We start from the raw sequence: 19,582 nt of genomic DNA, 5'->3' as shown, positions 1-19,582 counted from the left end.
GCCGCATGAACGCCCCCAGCCCGAAGTCAGACGCCAACTCCGGCAACACGTCCGGCACCACCCATTTCGGCTTCCGCGACGTGCCCACCGGCGAGAAGCAGAAGCTCGTCGCCGAAGTGTTTTCATCGGTCGCAGGCAAGTACGACCTGATGAACGACCTGATGTCGATGGGCGTCCACCGCGTGTGGAAGCGTTACTTCGTCGGCACCTGCCAGGTGAAGCGTGGCGATCGCGTGCTCGACCTCGCCGGCGGCACCGGCGACATCGCACTGCTGCTGCGCGACCGCGTGGGCGGGGCGGGCAGCATCGTACTGGGCGACATCAACGGCGCGATGCTGCGCGTCGGCCGCGACCGCATGACCGACATGGGCAAGGTCGGCGGCTTCGAATACGTGCAGATGAATGCCGAGAAGCTGCCGTTCCCGGATGGCTCGTTCGATCTCGTGACCATCGCCTTCGGCCTGCGCAACGTCACCGACAAGGACGCCGCGCTGCGCGAGATGCATCGCGTGCTCAAGGTCGGCGGGCAGGCGCGCGTGCTGGAGTTCTCGGAAGTGAAGGCGGAGTGGTTCAAGCCGATCTACGACTTCCATTCCTTCAAGGTGCTGCCGCGCCTGGGCAAGCTGTTCGCGAACGACGCCGACAGCTACCAGTACCTGGCCGAGAGCATCCGCAAGCACCCGCCGCAGGACGAACTGAAGTCGATGATGCAGGCGGCGGGCTTCGCGCGCTGCGACTACCGCAACCTGTCGGCGGGGATCGTGGCGATCCATACCGGCTACAAGGTGTAAGCGCAGGCAAGCTTTCCCTCGTCTGGCAGGTTCGTAGCCCGGGTAAGGCGGCACGCCGCACCCGGCTTGTTCCATGCCGGCCGAAGCCCCGGGTGCGCTGCGCTTACCCGGGCTACGTGTGGCGCGATCCGGCACTTCGCGGCGAGCCGACGACCGGCACCGGCTCCTGCGGGACTGTGAGCCAGGCCCCCGAGAACGGGCGCGGCGGAGGCGCTAAACTCGGCCGCTCACCCGTCAGACCTGGTCTACCGCATGCGTCCTTCGATCCTGTCCCTCTGCCTCGTCGCTGCCCTGGCCGCCGCCGGCTGCTCGCGCGACGCGACGGCTCCGGCCGACACCGCCACCAAGGAGGCCGCCGTGGCCGCCGCCGACCAGAAGGCCGTCGCCGAAGTCGACGAGTATTCGTACTCCGAGCCGGCCAAGGTCCGCATCAACGACCTGGCGCTGGAGCTGAAGGTCGACTTCGACAAGAAGGAACTCGCCGGCAGCGCGACCTACACGCTCGACTGGACCGATCCGAAGGCCACCCAGCTGATCCTCGACACCCGCGACATCACGATCGAGAAAGTCGTGGGCGAGCGCGCCGACGGCAAGTGGGACGACCTGAAGTTCGCGCTGGCCGACAAGGACAAGGTGCTGGGCAGCAAGCTCACCATCGAGACGCCGCAGCGCAATCCGCGCATCCGCGTCACCTACCACACCTCGCCCGACGCTTCGGGCCTGCAGTGGCTGACGCCGGAGATGACCCAGGGCAAGAAGACGCCCTTCATGTTCAGCCAGTCGCAGCAGATCCACGCGCGTTCGTGGGTGCCGCTGCAGGACACGCCGCAGGTGCGCTTCACCTACACCGCGCACGTCACCTCGCCGCAGGACGCGATGGTGCTGATGAGCGCCGACAACGATCCCAAGGCGGCGCGCGACGGCGACTACACGTTCAAGATGCCGCAGAAGATCCCGTCGTACCTGCTGGCGATCGCCGCGGGCGACCTCACCTTCCAGCCGATCAGCGATCGCGCCGGCGTGTGGGCCGAGCCGGGCATGGTCAAGAAGGCCACCGACGAGTTCGCCGACACCGACAAGATGATGCAGACGGCCGAGCGCCTGTACGGTCCGTATCGCTGGGAGCGCTACGACATCCTCGTGCTGCCGCCGTCGTTCCCGTACGGCGGCATGGAGAACCCGCGCCTGACCTTCGCCACACCGACGGTGATCGTGGGCGACAAGTCGCTGGTCTCACTGGTGGCGCATGAACTGGCGCACAGCTGGTCGGGCAACCTGGTGACGTTCTCCACGCCGAAGGACGGCTGGCTCAACGAGGGCTTCACCAGCTACGTCGAGAACCGCATCGTCGAGGACCTGTACGGCAAGGAAGCGGCCGACATGGAGAAGGTCATCTCGCGCAACGAGCTGGCCGCCGAGTACAAGGAAATCGATCCCAAGCTGCAGGTGTTGGCGCTGCGCCCGGGCACGCTGGCCGATCCGGATGGCGCGAGCAGCTCGACGGTCTACACCAAGGGCGCATGGTTCCTGCAGTTCCTCGAGGAGCGCTACGGCCGCGACGTGTTCGATCCGTTCCTGAAGGAATACTTCAACCACTTCGCGTTCCAGTCGATCCCGACGACGAAGTTCATCGAGTACGCCAAGGCCAACCTGCTCGACAAGCATCCGGGCAAGGTCACCGAGGCCGAGCTGGACGAGTGGATCTACCAGCCGGGCGTGCCGGCCAGCGCGCCGAAGACCCTGTCGCCGCGTTTCGACGCGGTCGATGCCGCGCGCAAGGCGTGGCTCGACAACGGCACGCTGCCCGCCGCCGATGCCACGGCGAAGTGGAGCACGCAGGAATGGGTGCACTTCATCGATGGCATGCCGGAGAAGCTGAGCAGCGAACAGCTCGCCGCGCTCGACAAGGCCTACCACTTCACCGGTACGCCGAACGGCGAGATCGCACAGCGCTGGTATCCGCTGGCGGTGCGCAGCGGTTACGGGCAGGCCAACACTGCCGCGGCCGAGTTCATCTCGCGCGTCGGCCGTCGCAAGCTGATCATGCCGACCTACGCCGAACTGGTGAAAACGCCGGACGGTCTGAAGCTGGCCGAGACGACCTTCGCCAAGGCGCGACCGGGCTACCACCCGATCACCACCGCCTCGGTCGAGGAGACCATCGCCAAGGCGAAGCAGGCCGCCACCGGACCTGCGCCGGCGAAGTAAGCGCGCATGCGCATCACGCGTTCCAGGCTCGCGGCCGCCCTCGTGGCGGCCGCGTTGCTGTCGGGCGCGGCACTGTTGTGGCACAACCCCTACGCGATCATCTCCGGCGACTTCACCCGCCAGCGCATCGCCGCGCATCTGTCGAAGGCGAGCGTGCAGGTCGGCGATCACCGATGGGTGTACGCCTTCAACGACGACGCGCCCGCCGACGCACCGGTCGTGGTGATGCTGCACGGCTTCACCGGCAGCAAGGAGAACTGGTATCCCGTCGCGCGCCAGCTGCGCGGGCGATACCGGCTAGTGATTCCCGACCTTCCCGGCTGGGGCGAGAGCGAGCGCATCGCCGGCGCCGATTACGGATTCCTCGCACAGAGCGAGCGCGTGGCCCACTTCATCCGCACTGTCGCGCCGGGGCGCAGCGTCGTCCTGCTCGGCCATTCGATGGGGGGCGGTATCACCGCGCTGACTGCGGCGCGCCATCCCGATGACGTCGCGCGCGTGGGCCTGATCGATGCCGCCGGCGTGCGTTTCCGCGACAACCGCTTCGGCATCGAGGTGCTGGCCGGACGCAATCCCTTCGGCGTGAGCGACGAAGCGACGCTCGCGCGCTACCTCGACACGGTGTTCTACGACGCGAAGGCGAAGCCGACGATTCCGTGGCCGGTGGACCGCATCTACATCGCGCGACGAAAGGCGGACGCGGCGTTCGAGCAGCGCGTGCTCGACCGCATCGGTCGCAGCGACGAACGCTTCCTTCCGGGCGAAGTCGCAGCGGACATCCGCCAGCCTGCGCTGCTGTTGTGGTGCCGGCAGGACGCGGTGATCGACGCCAGTGCGCTGGCGCTGTATGCGCAGAAGATTCCGCAGGCCACGCGCGTGATGCTCGACGGTTGCGGGCACATGTCGCTGGTCGAACAACCCGATGCGGTCGCGATGGCCGCGACCCTGCTGATCGAACGAGGAAGAGCACGATGAAACGCACCGCTGGTTCGCGAACCGACGCCATTGTCTTATTGCTGTTCGCACTGATGCTGGGTGCCTGCCAGCCCGCGCAGGACCCCAAGGCCGAAGCCGCCGCGCAGGCGGCCGCGCAGGAACAGGCCGCCGCCGAGATGGCCCGCTCCTTCGAAACCGAGTACGGCAAACAGAACTGGGAGCTCGCCCGCGCGCACGGCGACGTGCTGGCCGCGAAGTATCCCGCCAGCGCCGCGTTCGCCAGCATCGAAGAGCGCTACAACGAGGTGAAGGACAAGGCCGCGCAGGCACGCGAGCAGCGCCGCACCGCCGCGCTGTGGACTTACCAGTCGCAGCCGGTGAAGGGTGGCGACCAGGTGTCCGCATCGATCTACGCGAAGGAGTACGTCGACACCGACGGCAGCGGAGCACGACCGGTGCAACTGATCTTCCGCGACCGTCCCGACTGGGGTCGCAGCAGCTACCTCGTGCTGGAGGCGGGCGACTTCGACTGCTACGGCGGCTGCAAGGTGAAGCTGAAAGTCGACGACGCCGCGCCGAAGCCGGTGGATGCGAGCCGCCCGAAGACCGACGAGGCGATCGCGATGTTCATCGAGGACGAGAAGATGCTGTGGAAGACCGTGAAGGGCGCGAAGGTCATCGCCATAGAGTTCCCGGTGAAGGCCGGCGGCACGCGTGCCGCGGTGTTCGAAGTGGGCGGACTGGATCCGTCGAAGATGCCGAAGTGGAATTGAACGCCGTGCGGATCGCCGCGTGAACACTGCCTACGTCATCGTCGCGGTCACCACCGTGCTGGTGGTCGCGCTGCATGCGGGGCTGTACTGGAAGATCCGCGGCTGGATGGATCGCGACCTGGCGTTGCGCCTTGCGGGCGAGGACGAAGGCAAGCGCGCATACATGCTCGCGCGGCTGGCGCAGGCGCGGCGCGACCGCGTGCGACGTCGCGACCTGCCGGCGTGGCTGGAGCGGGCGGCGAGCGACTATCGCCCGGGCTGAACGAGCAGGGCGCGCGCGTGCACACGCGCCTTACGCCGTGGAACGTAGAGTCGGAACCGATGCCGGCTTCGTCCGTGCATCGGGCGCGCGGAACGGAATGCCGCGCCGATCCACGTCGCGACGCGGCCGCGAACGGAGCGCAGCCGGCGCCGGGTGGAGGACGCCATGCTCTCCCCGAGACTGCACAACCTGCTCGATGCGGGGCACACGCCGTACACGACGCTCACGCATCCACGCACGGTCACCGCGCACGAGACCGCATCGGCGGTGCGTGTGGAGCCCAACCATTTCGCCAAAACGGTGATGATCAAGACCGATGGCAGGCTGGCGATGGTGGTGATGCCGGCGGCGTACCGCGCCGATCTGTATCGCCTCTCGCTAGCGCTGGGCGGTGTTCCCGTCGAGCTTGCCGAGGAAACCGAATTCCGCGGCGCGTTCCCCGATTGCGAACCGGGCGCGATGCCGCCGTTCGGGCACCTCTACGGCATGCCGGTGTACATCGATTCGCGCCTGGCGCACCAGGACGAGATCGCGTTCAACGCCGGCAACCACACCGAAGTGGTGCGCATGCCGTACACGGAGTTCGAACGCCTTGCCGCGCCGGAGATGCTCTGGCTCGCGCACATGATGTGAGCGGCGCACAAACGCGAAACCCCGCGTTTCCGCGGGGTTCCGGTCGTGCGCGCTGGCGATGGATTACAGCGCGTAACCGAACTGCTGCTTGAACTGTTCGGCGAACTCGCCGAAGTCGAAGCGCTGGTTCTGCGTGCCCGGATGCTCGACCTTGAGTGCGCCCATCAGGTTGCCCATGCGGCCGATCGTCATCCAGTCGTAGCCCTTCTCGATGCCGAAGATCAGGCCGGCGCGGAACGCATCGCCGCAGCCGGTCGGATCGGTGACGCGGCGTTCGTGCGCGGGCGGGATGTCGAAGGTCTTTTCCGCCGTGTGGATCTGCGAGCCGTGCGGGCCGCGCGTGGTGATGTACGCCTTCACGCGCTTGACGATGTCGTTCTCACTCCAGCCGGTGCGTTCCTGCAGCAGGTTGGATTCGTAGTCGTTGACGGTGACGTAGTCGGCCAGCTCGATGAACTGGCGCAGCTCCTCGCCGTTGAACAGCGGCATCGCCTGGCCCGGATCGAAGATGAAGGGAATGCCGGCGTCGGCGAACTCCGCGGCGTTCTGCAGCATGCCTTCGCGACCGTCGGGGCTGACGATGCCGAACGTCACGCCCTTCACGTTCTTCACGTGGTTCTCGTAGCTGCGCATCATCGCGCCCGGATGGAACGCGGTGATCTGGTTGTTGTCGTGGTCGGTGGTGATGAACGCCTGCGGCGTGAACAGCTCGGCGATCTCCTTCACCTGCGACAGGTTGATCTCGCACTGCTCGAAGTGCTCGCGGTACGGCGCGAAGTCCTGGCCGACGGTGGCCATCGGGATCGGATCGCCGCCGAGCAGCTTGAGGTTGTAGGCGATGTTGCCGGCGCAGCCGCCGAATTCGCGGCGCATCCGCGGCACCAGGAAGGACACATTCAGGATGTGGACCTTGTCCGGGAGGATGTGGTTCTTGAACTGGTCCGGGAACACCATGATGGTGTCGTAGGCCAGCGAGCCGCAGATAAGTGCAGACATCGGGATTTCCAGGTCGTGAGGCCGGTCGCACGGCGGCGTGCGGCGGTTGCGTAAAGTCGCGGGAGGGCGGCCCAGTGCCGCGCGGGCGCTAGGGTAGCCGCTGGGGCCGCCCACGGCCAGCCGCCCGGCACCGCCCCTACGGGCGGTCGCCCCTAGGACGGTTCCGAAAGGTGACCGGACTGGGCACGAAGTGCCCGTAAATGCTGGTTTTTTCCTTGCTCGACAAGTGGGTGGTTGTTAGGCTAGCGAACCCCTCACGCGCCCCTCACGCCCCCACCTTTCGGACGGCCGATCCTCGATGTTCAAGAAGTTTCGCGGCATGTTTTCCAACGACCTGTCCATCGACCTGGGCACGGCGAACACCCTCATCTATGTGCGCGGGCAGGGAATCGTCCTGAACGAGCCTTCGGTGGTCGCCGTCCGCCAGGACCGCCTGATCGGCGGCAACCGCACGGTGGCGGCGGTCGGCAGCGAGGCCAAGATGATGCTCGGGCGCACCCCGGGCCACATCACCACGATCCGGCCGATGAAGGATGGCGTCATCGCCGACTTCACCTACACCGAGGAAATGCTCAAGCATTTCATCCGCAAGGTGCACAAGTCGCGCTTCCTGCGCCCGAGCCCGCGCGTGCTGGTGTGCGTGCCCTGCGGCTCGACCCAGGTCGAGCGCCGCGCGATCAAGGAATCGGCCGAAGAAGCCGGCGCCCGTGAGGTCTACCTGATCGAGGAGCCGATGGCGGCTGCCATCGGCGCCGGCATGCCGGTGACCGAGGCCCGCGGCTCGATGGTCGTGGACATCGGCGGCGGCACCACCGAAGTCGCGGTGATCGCGCTGAACGGCATCGTCTACTCCGCGTCGGTCCGCATCGGCGGCGACCGGTTCGACGAGTCGATCATCAGCTACGTGCGCCGCACCTACGGCACGCTGATCGGCGAGGCCACGGCCGAGCGCATCAAGATCGAGATCGGCTGCGCCTACCCGCAGCAGAAGGCTTCCTCGATCGAAGTCTCCGGCCGCAACCTCGCCGAGGGCGTGCCGAAGATGATCACCATCAACTCCAACGAGGTCCTCGAGGCCCTGCGCGAGCCGCTGGCAGGCATCGTCTCGGCGATCAAGCTGGCGCTGGAGCAGACCCCGCCGGAACTGTGCGCGGACGTGGCCGAACGCGGCATCGTCCTGACCGGTGGCGGCGCGCTGCTGCGCGACCTCGACCGCCTCATCAGCGAGGAGACCGGCCTGCACGTGCAGGTGGCCGACGATCCGCTGACGTGCGTCGCCCGCGGCGGTGGCCGCGCGCTGGAGCTGGTCGACATGCACGGCAACGAGTTCTTCACGCCGGAATAAAGCCGGGACTCGGGATGGGGGATTCGCGGATCGTCGAAGCTACCCAGCCCCGGCTCATGCTGGACATGACACCGGAGGTTCCGCGAGGAACCTCCCCGCGCGCCGCAGCCCGGGACCGCCCGGCGCCGGATCGACCCTCCCGCCTTCCACCGACCCCGTAACCACGTGCCCACCTACGCCGGTCCTCCCAGTTCCGCACGCACCGGCGACGTGGCTGGCACGCTCAAGCTGCTGGCCTATCTGGCGCTGGCCGTGGTGCTGATCGTGCTGGACCACCGCGGCGGCTGGCTGACTCAGGCGCGGCGACAGGCCACGCTGCTGGTGCAACCGCTGTGGATGGTCGCCGGCTGGCCGGGCCGCGTGGTCGAGCGCATCAGCGAAGACGCCGGCACGCTGGGCCAGCTCACCGATGAGAACCGTCGACTGCGCAACGACCTGATGCTCAACCAGGCGCGCATGGCACGTTTGCAGACGCTCGCCGCCGACAACGCGCGCCTGCGTGGCCTGCTCGACGCGGCCGATCGCGGCAAGCTCGAAGTGGTGCTCGCGCCGGTGCTCGACATCGACCTGGATCCGACCCGCCAACGACTGGTGCTCGACGCCGGCACGCTCAACCGCGTGCGCACCGGTCAGAGCGTGATCGACGCCGGTGGCCTGCTGGGCCAGGTCATCGCGGTGACGCCGATGTACGCCAACGTGCTGCTGCTGACCGATCCTTCGCACGCAGTGCCGGTGGCGGTCGCGCGCAACGGCGTGCGCCTGGTGGTCTACGGCGAGGGCCGCAGCGACCAGTTGCGCCTGACCAGCGTGCCGCTGTCGAGCGACGTGAAAGTCGGCGACGTGCTGGTCACCTCGGGCCTGGGCGGCCGTTTCGCGCCAGGCTTCCCGGTCGGCACGATCGCATCGCTCAAGCCCGACGACAGCCGCGCGTTCCTGGTCGGCGAGGTGAAGCCGGCGGCGCAGCTGGATCGCGGCCGCGAGGTGCTGGTGCTGCTGTCCACGCCGAACCCGCTGCCGGGCGCGACCGCCTTCGATTCCACCGCGCCGACCACCGCGATCGGCCTGACGCCGGCGACGACGGCCCCGGTCTCTGGCGCCGCGCAGGCGGTGCCCGCGGGCAGCGCGACGACGACGCCTGCGCAGTCCGCACCGCAAGCCACCCAGACGAAACCGCAGACTCGGCAACCGCAGTCGCCGCCGTCCACGGAGGTCCGCCGATGACCCGCGCGCGTCCGCAATGGGTGCTGCCGCTGAGCCTGGTGGTGGCGCTGTTCCTCGGCCTGCTGCCGCTGCCGGCGGTGCTGCAGCCGCTGCGTCCGTACTGGCTGGCGCTGGTGCTGGCGTACTGGGTGATCGAGGACCCCGATCACGTCGGCCTCGGCATCGCCTTCATCATCGGCCTGATCGGCGATCTGGTGTACGGCGGGCTGTTCGGCGAACAGGCCCTGCGCCTGGTGGTGATGGCCTACATCCTGCAGCGCTTCCGCGCGCGCCTGCGGTTCTTCCCGATGTCGCAGCAGGCGCTGGCGATTGGCGGCCTGCTGGTCAACGATTGCATCGTGACCGCGGCGATCCACATCGCCATCGGCGAGCCGACGCGGCCGGCCGCGTTCTGGCTGTCACCGCTGTCGGGCCTGCTGCTGTGGCCGCTGGTGTACGTGGCTCTGGATTCGCTGCGTCTGGGACGCTGGCGGGGGCGCTGAGCGATGGGTCCGCGTCGCCGCGTCCTCAAGAACACCGCCGCCGAGGCCAACCAGTTCCGGCTGCGCTCGGCGATCGCCTTCATCTGCGTGCTGGTGGCGCTGGTGGGCCTGGGGTTCTGGTACTTCCGCCTGCAGGTCTGGCAGCACGCCGACTACGCCACGCGTTCGGAAGCCAACCGGGTCAAGTTGCGGCCGGTCGTGCCGGGACGCGGGCTGATCCTCGACCGCAAGGGTCGCGTGCTGGCCGACAACGTGCCGGCGTACCGGATCGAAGTGACGCCGTTCGAAGCCGGCAAGACCGACACCTGGCTGCCGGCGCTGTCGAAGATCGTCGCGCTCTCGCCCGAGGACATCGCGCGCTTCGAGGACGAGCGTCGCGCCACGCGTGGGTTCAAGCCGATCACGCTGAAGCTGCGCGTGACCGAGGAGGAAGTCGCGCGCTTCGCGGTCGACCGCTGGCGCTTCCCGGGCGTGGATCTGGTGCCCTACCTCAACCGGCGCTATCCCTACGGCGAACTGCTCTCGCACGTGATCGGCTACGTCGCGCGCGTGGACGCGGAAGACCTCAAGCAGCTGGGCGAGGGCGGCGCCGCGCTGACCCACATCGGCAAGACCGGCCTGGAGCGCTATTACGAGGAAGCGCTGCGCGGCAAGGTCGGCTATGAGCAGATCGAAACCAACGTCGACGGCCGTCCGATGCGCCAGGTCGGCCACGTGCCGGCCACGCCCGGCGCTGATCTGCGATTGAGCATCGACCTCGACCTGCAGCAGGCGATGGTCACCGCGTTCGGCGACATGGACGGCTCGGCGGTGGCGATGGACCCGCGCACCGGCGAGGTCCTCGGCATGGTCAGCCTGCCGGGCTACGACACCAACCTGTTCGTCAACGGCATCTCCAACGCGGATTACCGCGCGCTGATGGACAACCCGTCGCGGCCGCTGTTCAACCGCAACGTGCTCGGCGGCGGCCCGCCGGGTTCGACGGTGAAGCCGCTGATCGCGCTGGCCGGCCTCGACAGCGGCCTGCGCAGGCCCGAGGACAAGGTGTTCTCGACCGGCACCTTCTACATCCCCGGCCAGCGGCGCGGGTGGCGCGATGCGCACGGCGGCGCGGGCTGGACGGACCTGCGCAAGTCGATCGCCGCATCGGTGAACTTCTATTACTACAAGCTCGCCTACGACATGGGCATCGAGCGCTTCGACCAGTACATGCGCAAGTACGGGTTCGGCGATCGCACCGGCATCGACCTGTCCGGCGAGAACAAGGGCGTGGTGCCGTCTCCGGAATGGAAGCGCACGCGCAGCAAGGAGCCGTGGTACGCGGGCGAGACGGTCAACGCCGGCATCGGCCAGGGCTACTGGATCGCCACCGTGCTGCAGCTGGTGCGCGGTACCGCCGCGATCGCCAACGGTGGCGATCTGGTGCGTCCGCACCTCGTCGCCGAGCGCCGCGACGGTTACGACACCCCGTGGATGCCGGTGACACAGCCCACGCCGCCACGCATCACCGACAATGCCTCCAACCTGCGCGCGGTGCAGGAGGGCATGATGGCGACGATGGGCCCCGGCGGTACCGGCCGCGCGATGGCGGCTGGCGCGCCGTACCTGATGGCCGGCAAGACCGGCACCGCGCAGAAGATCAGCCGCAAGGGCAGCCAGAGCTTCGATCCGCATTCGCTGCCTTACCACCTGCGCCACCAGGCGCTGTTCGTCGGCTACGCGCCGGCGGACAACCCGACCATCGTGGTCGCCATTTCGGTGGAGCACGGCGGCTTCGGCGGCAGCACCGCCGCGCCGATCGCGCGCAAGATCTTCGACGCGTGGCTGCTGGGCAAGATGCCCGAGCCGATCCCGACCGATCCCAAGTACACGCGCCCGCCGCAGCCACACGCCGAGCCCGTCATCGCGCAGGCCGAACCCACCACGCCGGTGGCGACGACGCTGCCGACATCGGCCGCCGCCGTCGTGCCGGCCGCCCCGGCATCGCGTCCCGCGACCACCGTGCCCGCGCAGGCAACGCCGCGTAGCGACGCCACGCCGCCGCCGTCGAACGGAGAGCCGACCCGATGAGGCAGATCCTGCGCTGGCTGTTCGAGCTGCTGGTGCGCTTCGCGCGCACGCTCGACCTGCCGCTGCTCGGCGCGCTGCTCGCGCTGATGGTGATCGGCCTGGCGGTGCTGTACAGCGCGGCCGACCACTCGATGGGACTGGTGGTCCGCCAGGGCGCGTTCTTCGCCGCCGGCCTGGGCGTGATGTGGGCGCTCTCGCGCATTCCGCCGAACCAGCTGCGCAACTGGACGCCGTTCGTGTTCGCCGCTTCGCTGATCCCGCTGATGCTCGTGCTGCTGATCGGCACCGGCAAGCACGGTCGGCACTGGATCAACCTCGGCGTGGTCTACGTGCAGCCGGCGGAACTGCTCAAGCTGAGCCTGCCGATGATGGTCGCGTGGTACCTAGACCGCCAGGCGCTGCCGCCGCGCTTCCGCACGGTGTTGATCGCGGGCGTGCTGATCGCGGTCCCGACCGGGCTGATCCTGCTGCAGCCGGACTTCGGCACGGCGATGCTGGTGGCGATGAGCGGCGCGTTCGCGCTCTATCTCGCGGGCTTGCCGTGGTGGTGGTTCGGCATGGCCTTCGGCGGCGTCGCCGCGGTCGCCCCGGTCGCGTGGTTCTGGCTGCTGCGTCCATACCAGAAGGACCGCATCCTGACCTTCCTCAATCCCGAATCCGATCCACTCGGCACCGGCTGGAACATCATCCAGTCGAAGATCGCCATCGGCGCGGGCGGCCTCACCGGCAAAGGGTGGGGGCAGGGCTCGCAGTCGCACCTGAACTACCTCCCCGAGCACACCACCGACTTCATCTTCGCGGTGCTCAGCGAGGAGTTCGGCTGGGCCGGCGTGGCCACGGTGCTGGCGCTGTACCTGTTCGTGATCGGTCGCTGCCTGTGGATCGCGGCCGAGGCGCGCGACGGCTACTCGCGTCTGATCGCCGGCGCGCTGGGCCTGGCGTTCTGCGTGTACGTGATCGTGAACGGCGGGATGATCTCGGGCCTGCTGCCGGTCGTGGGCGTGCCGATGCCGCTGCTCAGCTACGGCGGCACCTCGGCGGTGTCACTGCTGGCGGGCCTGGGCGTGGTGATGGCGGTGCGTGCGCACCGGCCGATCTACGCGCGCTGAGGGCCGCGTGCCGCATTCAGTCATCCGGACCGGCTCGCGTGAACCTGACTGGCGCCCCGATGACGTCCCCGGACCGCGGTTCTGGCGCCGGAACGTGCGTGCTACCCTCGCGTCGATGACTCGACGCCACCTATCCCGTAGCGCCGTGATCAGCGCGCTCCTGTTCGCGTTGGCCGGCTGCGCCACCCAGGCCTCCGCGCCCGGTTCGCAGACTCCCACTCCCGCCGCCAAGACTCCGGCCACCCAGGTGCCCGGTACGCCGGCGTTGCCGGATCCGGTCGCACGGCAGCCGCTGGAGCAGGCCCGCGCCGCCTTCGTGAAGGAGACCGCGGCGCAGTACGGCATCGATCCGGCCTACATCGAATCGGTGCTGGCGAAGGCGCAGATCCGCGACGCCATCGTCGCGGCGATGGCGCGCCCGGCCGAAGCCAAGCCGTGGCGCGATTACCGCCCGATCTTCATCACCCAGGCACGCATCGACGGCGGCCGCGAATTCCTCGCCCAGCATCGCGACGCGCTGGCGAAGGCCGAGGCGCAGCACGGCGTGCCGGCGCAGGTGATCGTCTCGATCATCGGCGTGGAAACCAACTACGGCCGCAACACCGGTTCGTATCCGGTGCTGGATGCGCTCTACACGCTCGCCTTCGCGTATCCGCGCACCGGCGATCCGGCCAAGGCCGATCGCGAGAACCGTCGCGAGGCGTTCTTCCGCGGCGAACTCGGCCAGCTGTTCGCGCTGGGCAAGGAAACGGGGCTGGACATCACCACGCTCACCGGCAGCTATGCCGGCGCGATGGGCTGGGGCCAGTTCATGCCGTCGAGCTATCGCGAGTTCGCGGTCGACGGCGATGGCGACGGCAAGCGCGACCTGTTCAACAACCTCAACGACGTGTTCGCGTCCATCGCCAACTACTTCGTCAAGAAGGGCGGCTGGGTGCGTGGTGGCGCGGTCACCGTGCGCGCCAACGCGGCCGTGGACGCGCAGCCGATCGAGCCGGAAAACCTGGACCCGGTGTACTCGATGGCCGACCTCGCCGCGCGCGGGTTCCGTCCGCTGACGCCCGTTCCCGCCGAGCAGACCGCAACGGTGGTGAACCTCGACGGCGACAACGGTCGGGAGTTCTGGTTCGGGTTCCGCAACTTCTACGCGATCACCCGTTACAACATCTCCAAGCACTACGCGATGGCGGTGTACCAGTTGAGCGAGGCGATCGCCGGACGCGACGTTCCCGTCGCGACCGCCCCGGCCGGACAGCCCGGCGCATGACGGGCGCACGCGCCCCCGGCGCCATCGCCCTGCGCGGATGCGCGGTCGTGCTGGCGCTGACCCTGGCGGCCTGCGCGAGCGCGCCGAAGAAGCCGGCGTCGCAAGCGGTCGCGATGCCGGATCGCGACGGCGTGCAGCACGCGCCGCTGGCGGGCAAGAAGAAATCGCCGTACGCGCCCGCGCAGGAAGACCCGAACACGCGCGGCCATTACACCGCCGGTGGGCTGTACAAGCCGGGCGTCTCCGACAGTACGCCGGACCATGTTCCGGACGTCGATGCGATTCCCGAGCCCGAGGTCACCAACGAACCGCGTTCGTCCGTGGGCAACCGCCCCGTCTACGCGGTGCTCGGCAAGAAGTACAAGGTGCTCGACAACCCGCGGGGCTACGTCGAGCGCGGCACGGCGTCGTACTACGGCCAGAAGTTCCACGGCCGCCGCACCTCCAACCTCGAGGTGTACGACATGTACGCCTTCACCGCGGCGCACAAGACGCTGCCGCTGCCGAGCTTCGCGCGCGTCACCAACCTCGACAACGGCAAGTCGGTGGTGGTGCGCGTCAACGATCGCGGCCCGTTCCACGAAGGCCGCGTGATCGACCTGAGCTACGCCGCGGCGGTGAAGCTGGGCATCACCCAGCGCGGCACCGGTCGCGTCGAAGTGCGCGCACTGGCGCCGGGCGACGACGACAAGCCGACCGTGGCCGCCGCACCGGCGGCCAAGCCGGCCACACCGAGCGCGATGGACCGGCTGGTCTCGGCGATGCCGATCGCGAGCGCCAACGCGGGCGAACTTCCGCCCGGCGTGCGCATCGCCACCGGCAAGCCGACGCCCATCGGGTCGGCTGCCGCCCAGGCGCCTGTCCCGGCGGTGCCGGCCATTCCTGCCGCCGTGAGCGCCGGCGACATCACCTTCCAGGTCGCCAGCTTCAGCGCCCGCGCCAACGCCGATCGCGCGCTGACGCGCCTGCGCGAGGCCGGCATCGACGCCGCCCGGATCAGCGATGCCAGCGCCAACGGCCAGACCATCTGGCGCCTGCGCGTCGGTCCCCTGCAGGAAGCGCAGGCTCCGGAACTCGCGGCCCGCATCGCGGGTCTGGGTTTCGGCCAGCCGCAGCGCGTCCGCGACTAGAATTTATCCACCTGTTTTTGACTGGCCGGCGCCACCCCGGCCTTTGGAGTCGTTGAAAAGATGAAAGTCCCCGCTCTCGCCAGAGCCGCCGCGGTCGCCGCTGCCGCCACCCTCGTGGCCGGCCTCGCCCTCGCGCAGACCACGCCGACCCCCGCCGCCGCGCTGCCGCCGGCCAGCGACTCGCTGCCCGTGCCGCCGCCGCCGCAGATCGCCGGCACCGCCTGGATCCTGATGGACGCGGCCAGCGGCAACGTGCTCGCCGGCGAGAACTACGACCAGCGCGTCGAGCCCGCCAGCATCACCAAGGTCATGACCAGCTACGTGATCGCCGCGGAAATGGCCGCCGGCAAGGTCAAGGGCGACGACCAGGTGATGATGACCGAGAACGCCTGGCGCGTCGGCGGCGCCGGCACCGACGGCAGCTACTCCGGCTTCGAGGTCAACAAGACCGCGCCGCTGCTGGAGATGGAAAAGGGCATGGTGGTGCAGTCGGGCAACGACGCCGCCATCGCGCTGGCCGAGCACGTGGCCGGCAGCACCGATGCCTTCGCCGCGCTGATGAACCAGTACGCCGCGCGCATCGGCATGAAGGGCTCGCACTTCGTGAACCCGCATGGCCTGTCGGCGGAAGGCCACTACTCGACCGCGCACGACCTGGCCACGCTCGGCCGCGCGCTGATCCACGACTACCCGGTCGCGTACTCGTACAACAAGATCAAGGAATTCACGGTCGGCCCGATCACCCAGCCGAACCGCAACCTGCTGCTGTGGCGCGACGCGTCGGTCGACGGCATCAAGACCGGCCACCACTCCGGCGCCGGCTACTGCCTGATGGCCTCGGCCAAGCGCGGCGACCAGCGCCTGATCTCTGTGGTCATGGGTTCCACCAGCGAGAACCAGCGCGCCGTCGATTCGCAGGCCCTGCTCAACTGGGGCTTCCGCTTCTTCGAAACCCACAAGCTCTACGACGTGGGCAAGGCGATCGCGAAGCAGAAGGTATGGAAGGGCGCCGCCGACGAGGTGCAGCTGGGCGTCGCCGAACCGCTGCTGGTCACCGTGCAGCGCGGCAAGTACAACCAGCTCAAGCCGATGATGGACGTGCCCAAGACGCTGGTCGCGCCGATCGCGAAGGGCCAGAAGATCGGCACCATCAAAGTGATGCTGGACGGCAAGGTCGTCTCGCAGCGTCCGCTGGTCGCGCTCAACGCGGTCGAGCAGGGCGGCTTCTTCAAGCGCCTGTGGGACGAGTTCTGGATGTGGTGGGAGTCGGACTGACGTCCCCGCGCGCAACGCATGAAAAAAGCCGGCGAAAGCCGGCTTTTTCTTTTTTCGCTCAGGCCCCGGGCGACGCCGGCAGGCACTGCGTTTCCCAGCCGTCGTAACGCCCGCCCGCTTCGTTCGCGGCGCGCAGCAGCGGGACGGTGATGTCGTGGATCCCGCGATGGCTCGGCACGTCGCGCCGCGACAGGCGCACGCCGTGGTCGGTGCGCTCTTCTTCCGCATCGGGTTCCAGAAGTTCGCGCACTTCGAACTGCATCGCCTGCGCGCGTGCGATGAACGCATCGCGCGAGACAGCATCGGGGAAGTACGCCCAGTGCTCGATATCACGCGCCTCCGTCAGCGGATCGCCGTCCTCCTCGAGCCGCTCGCAGACGCGGCGGTTGGTGATGAAGTCCCAGCCCTGTTCGTTGGGGTAGAGGAACTCGAGGTAGGCCGACCATTCCGGGTCCGGCTCGGCGTCGGTCTCGTAGGCGTACTCCGGGAATGCCGCCATGAACTCCGCCGCCTGCGCGTCCCATGCCGCCGCATCGGCGAGGTAGAACCAGAAATCGCGTCGCCCGTCGGAGGTGTTGCGCCCGACGTAGACCGTCCGGGACGACACCAGCTTTTCGTCGATCGCGTCCTCCAGCGCCTTCAGGGCGTCGAATTCTTCCTGGCTGGACAACCCGTCAGGACGCGGCTGGCGCATGATCACGCTGAGGTAGGCCCGGTCCGGCAGCGCCGGCAGCGGGACCTCGCCGTGCAGACCGACGTCGACATAGATCGAGGCCGGTTTGTCGTCCACGTGGCAGAAGTAGAAGTCCCATTCGTCGCTCATGCCGGCATCCTGTCTGTGGTCGGTCGATCATACGGGCCCCGGGCTTGGGTTCGCCGCCCGGTGCCCCGATAATCCGCGGATGGAAATCAAATCCGACAACCCGGAGCACGGCTTCCAGTTCCCCGGCAGTTTCGAGCTCAGCGCGATGGGCGCGGCCGAAGCCGGACTGGAGCGCGAGCTGCCACGACTGCTGATCGATGCCGGCATCGACGTCGAGACCGAAACGGTGCAGTGGAAGCATTCTTCCAGCGGCAAGTTCGTCTCGGTGCGCATCACCTTCCGCGCCGAGGACCGCGAGCAGTACGACAAGGCCCACCAGGTGCTGCGCGACCACCCGGAAGTGAAGTGGACGCTGTAAGCGATCCGGTCATCGCCGAGGTACCCGCGCCGGTCCTGCCGGCGACGCAGGTCCGGGACCTCGGCCGCCGCGCCTACGAGCCGGTCTGGCATGCGATGCAGGCCTTCACCGACGAGCGCACGTCCGACACGCCCGACGAGCTGTGGCTGGTCGAGCACGATCCGGTGTTCACCCTCGGCCAGGCCGGCAAGGACGAGCACGTCCTGTTCCCCGGCAACATCCCGGTGATCCATGTCGATCGTGGCGGCCAGGTGACCTACCACGGCCCCGGCCAGATCGTGCTGTACCCGCTGCTCGACCTGAAGCGCCTGAAGGTCGGCGTGAAGGACTACGTGTACCGGATCGAGCAGGCGATGATCGACACGCTGGCCGACTGGAACATCCACGCCGAACGACGCGACGGTGCGCCGGGCGTGTACGTGAACGGGGCCAAGATCGGCGCGCTCGGCATCCGCGTGCGCCGCGGCTGCACCTTCCACGGCTTGGCCTTCAACATCGCGATGGACCTGGAGCCGTTCCAGCGCATCAATCCGTGCGGCTACCAAGGGCTGCAGGTGACCTCGATGCTAGACTTGGGCGGCCCCTCCGGGCTGGAAGCGGTCAAGCCGGTGCTGATCGAGCACGTGGCCCGCCAGTTCGGACTGCAGGTCGAAGCGGCACCCCCGCCGACGTTCTGAAACCTTCCCGACGCGCTCCGCACGCGGAGCCGCCGCTCCAGAGATCCACGCACGCCATGACCGAGTCCGCCCCCAAGACCATTCCGCTCGCGGTGGTGAGCGGCGACGCCGCACCGGCTTCGCTGCAGCCCGGCGTCAAGCAGGTGGCGGGCGACAAGATCGCGCGCTCGCCGGTGCAGTTCGCCGACGCGCCGGTGCTGCGCAAGCCGTCGTGGATCCGCGTGCGCATCCCCTCCGGCAACTCGGTGCAGCAGCTCAAGGCCAAGCTGCGCGAGAACCGCCTGGTCACGGTGTGCGAGGAAGCCAGCTGCCCGAACATCCACGAGTGCTTCAGCCACGGCACGGCCACGTTCATGATCCTGGGCGAGGTCTGCACCCGCCGCTGCAGCTTCTGCGACGTCGCCCACGGCCGGCCGAAGCCGCCGGATGCGTCCGAGCCGCTGAGCCTGGCGACGACCGTCGCCGACATGCGCCTGAAGTACGTGGTGGTCACCAGCGTCGACCGCGACGACCTGCGCGATGGCGGCGCCCAGCATTTCGTCGACTGCATCGCCGCGATCCGCGAGCACAGCCCGCGCACCAAGATCGAGATCCTCACGCCCGACTTCCGCGGCAAGGGCCGCATGGAGCGCGCGCTGGAGATCATGGCGGCCAATCCGCCGGACGTGTTCAACCACAACGTCGAGACGGTTCCGGACCTGTACCGCAACGTGCGTCCGGGCGCCGACTACCAGTGGTCGCTCACGCTGCTGAAGAAGTTCAAGGCGCAGCATCCGGAGGTCGCGACCAAGAGCGGCATCATGCTCGGCCTGGGCGAGGACATGGAGCAGGTCAAGGGCACGCTGCGCGACCTGCGCGCGCACGACGTGGACATGATCACCATCGGCCAGTACCTGCAGCCCAGCGCCCACCATCATCCGGTGCTGCGCTACTGGACGCCGGACGAGTTCAAGGAGCTGGAGGAATTCGGCTACGCGCTGGGCTTCAGCCACGTCGCTTCCGGTCCGCTGGTGCGTTCGTCCTACCACGCCGACCGCTCGGCGATGGAAGCCGGCGTCGTCGCCACCGGCTGATCGTGTCCGGACGCGGCATTGCGCCGCGTTACCGCTCACACCCCCTTGATCCGCGAAGCGGGAGTCTGACGGCTGTCCCAACGGCAGCCGGCGGCCAGCTGAACGGCTGCACGTGAACAGGCGAATATGCGTCGGATGACACGGTATTTCCCA

The 19,582-nt window shown here is 68.4% G+C and carries 19 protein-coding genes; 17 read left to right on the top strand and 2 right to left on the bottom strand.

Annotated features, from left to right (window positions below; genetic code table 11):
- Positions 1-5 precede the first annotated feature (5 nt).
- From ubiE to FOF45_RS04735, 6 genes are all read left to right on the top strand, one after another.
- Positions 6-791: a bifunctional demethylmenaquinone methyltransferase/2-methoxy-6-polyprenyl-1,4-benzoquinol methylase UbiE gene (ubiE, locus tag FOF45_RS04760; RefSeq protein WP_158982850.1), complete on the top strand. Its 786-nt coding sequence runs from the start codon at positions 6-8 to the stop codon at positions 789-791.
- Between the two features lie 252 nt (positions 792-1,043).
- Positions 1,044-2,999 (top strand): M1 family metallopeptidase, encoded by a 1,956-nt coding sequence (locus FOF45_RS04755; RefSeq protein WP_158982849.1) that lies wholly within the window; start codon positions 1,044-1,046, stop codon positions 2,997-2,999.
- Positions 3,000-3,005: 6 nt separating this feature from the next.
- Positions 3,006-3,974 carry an alpha/beta fold hydrolase gene (locus tag FOF45_RS04750; RefSeq protein ID WP_158982848.1) on the top strand — a complete coding sequence of 323 codons (969 nt, stop codon included), beginning with the start codon at positions 3,006-3,008 and terminating at the stop codon, positions 3,972-3,974.
- A complete protein-coding gene (locus tag FOF45_RS04745; RefSeq protein WP_233264052.1) occupies positions 3,971-4,708 on the top strand; it encodes a hypothetical protein in 738 nt (245 codons plus the stop codon). The genes FOF45_RS04750 and FOF45_RS04745 overlap by 4 nt, the downstream gene beginning before the upstream one ends.
- A 19-nt stretch (positions 4,709-4,727) precedes the next feature.
- Entirely contained in the window at positions 4,728-4,970 is a 243-nt protein-coding gene (locus FOF45_RS04740) for a hypothetical protein (protein ID WP_233264051.1), read from the top strand.
- A gap of 165 nt (positions 4,971-5,135) precedes the next feature.
- Positions 5,136-5,603, top strand: coding sequence for an aminoacyl-tRNA deacylase (locus tag FOF45_RS04735; protein ID WP_158982847.1), 468 nt, complete (start codon positions 5,136-5,138; stop codon positions 5,601-5,603).
- A gap of 63 nt (positions 5,604-5,666) precedes the next feature.
- On the opposite strand, the gene FOF45_RS04730 is transcribed toward FOF45_RS04735, so the two are convergent.
- Positions 5,667-6,599, bottom strand: a complete 933-nt coding sequence (locus FOF45_RS04730; protein WP_158982846.1) for a carbohydrate kinase family protein — start codon at positions 6,597-6,599, stop codon at positions 5,667-5,669.
- A gap of 298 nt (positions 6,600-6,897) precedes the next feature.
- Here FOF45_RS04730 and FOF45_RS04725 point away from each other — a divergent pair, with 298 nt between their 5' ends.
- The 8 genes from FOF45_RS04725 to FOF45_RS04690 all read left to right on the top strand — a co-directional run bounded on the left by FOF45_RS04725 (position 6,898) and on the right by FOF45_RS04690 (position 16,498).
- Positions 6,898-7,944, top strand: coding sequence for a rod shape-determining protein (locus tag FOF45_RS04725; RefSeq protein WP_158982845.1), 1,047 nt, complete (start codon positions 6,898-6,900; stop codon positions 7,942-7,944).
- A 165-nt stretch (positions 7,945-8,109) separates the two neighbouring features.
- The gene (mreC, locus tag FOF45_RS04720; RefSeq protein WP_158982844.1) at positions 8,110-9,165 is read left to right on the top strand and encodes a rod shape-determining protein MreC; all 1,056 of its coding nucleotides are present in this window, start codon (positions 8,110-8,112) and stop codon (positions 9,163-9,165) included.
- On the top strand, positions 9,162-9,647 hold the full coding sequence (gene mreD / locus FOF45_RS04715; protein ID WP_158982843.1) for a rod shape-determining protein MreD: 486 nt from the start codon (positions 9,162-9,164) through the stop codon (positions 9,645-9,647). Before mreC ends, mreD begins: the two co-directional genes overlap by 4 nt.
- Positions 9,648-9,650: 3 nt before the next feature.
- Positions 9,651-11,717, top strand: a complete 2,067-nt coding sequence (mrdA, locus tag FOF45_RS04710) for a penicillin-binding protein 2 (RefSeq protein ID WP_158982842.1) — start codon at positions 9,651-9,653, stop codon at positions 11,715-11,717.
- Complete coding sequence (gene rodA / locus FOF45_RS04705) at positions 11,714-12,826, top strand: rod shape-determining protein RodA (RefSeq protein WP_158982841.1); 1,113 nt, start codon at positions 11,714-11,716, stop codon at positions 12,824-12,826. The genes mrdA and rodA overlap by 4 nt, the downstream gene beginning before the upstream one ends.
- Positions 12,827-12,941: 115 nt before the next feature.
- Positions 12,942-14,093: a lytic murein transglycosylase B gene (gene mltB / locus FOF45_RS04700; RefSeq protein WP_158982840.1), complete on the top strand. Its 1,152-nt coding sequence runs from the start codon at positions 12,942-12,944 to the stop codon at positions 14,091-14,093.
- Positions 14,090-15,223 (top strand): septal ring lytic transglycosylase RlpA family protein, encoded by a 1,134-nt coding sequence (locus FOF45_RS04695; RefSeq protein WP_158982839.1) that lies wholly within the window; start codon positions 14,090-14,092, stop codon positions 15,221-15,223. The genes mltB and FOF45_RS04695 overlap by 4 nt, the downstream gene beginning before the upstream one ends.
- Positions 15,224-15,283: 60 nt before the next feature.
- Positions 15,284-16,498 carry a D-alanyl-D-alanine carboxypeptidase family protein gene (locus FOF45_RS04690; RefSeq protein WP_158982838.1) on the top strand — a complete coding sequence of 405 codons (1,215 nt, stop codon included), beginning with the start codon at positions 15,284-15,286 and terminating at the stop codon, positions 16,496-16,498.
- A 58-nt stretch (positions 16,499-16,556) separates the two neighbouring features.
- Here the strand turns inward: FOF45_RS04690 and FOF45_RS04685 are convergent, their stop codons facing one another.
- On the bottom strand, positions 16,557-17,321 hold the full coding sequence (locus tag FOF45_RS04685; RefSeq protein WP_158982837.1) for a DUF695 domain-containing protein: 765 nt from the start codon (positions 17,319-17,321) through the stop codon (positions 16,557-16,559).
- Positions 17,322-17,400: 79 nt separating this feature from the next.
- Between FOF45_RS04685 and FOF45_RS04680 the strand changes: the two genes are divergently transcribed.
- From FOF45_RS04680 to lipA, 3 genes are read left to right on the top strand one after another with little or no spacing between them, the layout of a single operon-like run.
- Positions 17,401-17,679 (top strand): DUF493 family protein, encoded by a 279-nt coding sequence (locus tag FOF45_RS04680; protein ID WP_158982836.1) that lies wholly within the window; start codon positions 17,401-17,403, stop codon positions 17,677-17,679.
- The gene (lipB, locus tag FOF45_RS04675) at positions 17,667-18,356 is read left to right on the top strand and encodes a lipoyl(octanoyl) transferase LipB (RefSeq protein WP_158982835.1); all 690 of its coding nucleotides are present in this window, start codon (positions 17,667-17,669) and stop codon (positions 18,354-18,356) included. Before FOF45_RS04680 ends, lipB begins: the two co-directional genes overlap by 13 nt.
- Before the next feature lie 56 nt (positions 18,357-18,412).
- A complete protein-coding gene (lipA, locus tag FOF45_RS04670) occupies positions 18,413-19,429 on the top strand; it encodes a lipoyl synthase (protein WP_158982834.1) in 1,017 nt (338 codons plus the stop codon).
- The last annotated feature ends 153 nt before the right edge of the window (positions 19,430-19,582 follow it).

This window comes from Lysobacter panacisoli (assembly GCF_009765165.1).
Lineage (GTDB): Bacteria > Pseudomonadota > Gammaproteobacteria > Xanthomonadales > Xanthomonadaceae > Lysobacter_J > Lysobacter_J panacisoli.
Note: the sequence above shows the minus strand (reverse complement) of the source record. Positions and strands in the feature narration are given on the sequence as shown.